This is a genomic window from Ensifer sp. 22521 (genome assembly GCF_052044795.1).
GTDB lineage: Bacteria > Pseudomonadota > Alphaproteobacteria > Rhizobiales > Rhizobiaceae > Ensifer.
The window spans coordinates 1-568 of the sequence record NZ_JBQENM010000075.1; the positions used below are offsets into that span (position 1 = coordinate 1).

Genomic DNA, 568 nt, shown 5'->3' on the forward strand with positions numbered 1-568 from the left:
ATCGGCAAGCTCGTCGACGCTGACATGAACGAAGAGTCGACCCGCCTGAAGGCTCTGCAGACGCAGCAGCAGCTCGGTATCCAGGCGCTCTCGATCGCCAACTCGAACTCGCAGAACATCCTGTCGCTGTTCCGTTAATCGGGCGCCAGGCGGCGCGGGTCCCGGCCCGCGCCCGACTGCAGAAAATCGAAACCGCGCTTCGCAAGAGGCGCGGTTTTTTGTTGTGCCAAATCGGATGTTGGAGCGTTTCGAAAAATAATCGCGGCGTCTTAGGTTGCCGTTAACCACGATGGTGTTTGCTGTGTCCATCGAAGGAGCGGGTTAACCAACAACAACAACCGGTTAACAGGCATGAGGCTGACCGCTGCTTCCCGGTAGCTCCCGGAATGTCCCTTTTTCACGAGTATTGCCAACAAGGGGCACTCAGCCAATGACCAGCATCATGACGAACACCGCCGCAATGGCGGCTCTCTCCACTCTGCGTTCGATCAATTCGGATATGGAAACCACCCAGGACCGCATCTCGTCGGGCCTGCGCGTCGGTTCCGCTGCCGACAACGCCGCTTAC

General features: G+C 58.5%; 2 protein-coding genes. Both read left to right on the plus strand.

The window, feature by feature from the left end:
- Window positions 1-138: flagellin (locus ACTJKE_RS36585; RefSeq protein WP_440661894.1), on the plus strand; the 138-nt coding region annotated here is incomplete at its 5' end.
- Between the two features lie 292 nt (window positions 139-430).
- A partial coding sequence (locus ACTJKE_RS36590; protein WP_440661893.1) for a flagellin N-terminal helical domain-containing protein occupies window positions 431-568 on the plus strand: 138 nt, incomplete at its 3' end.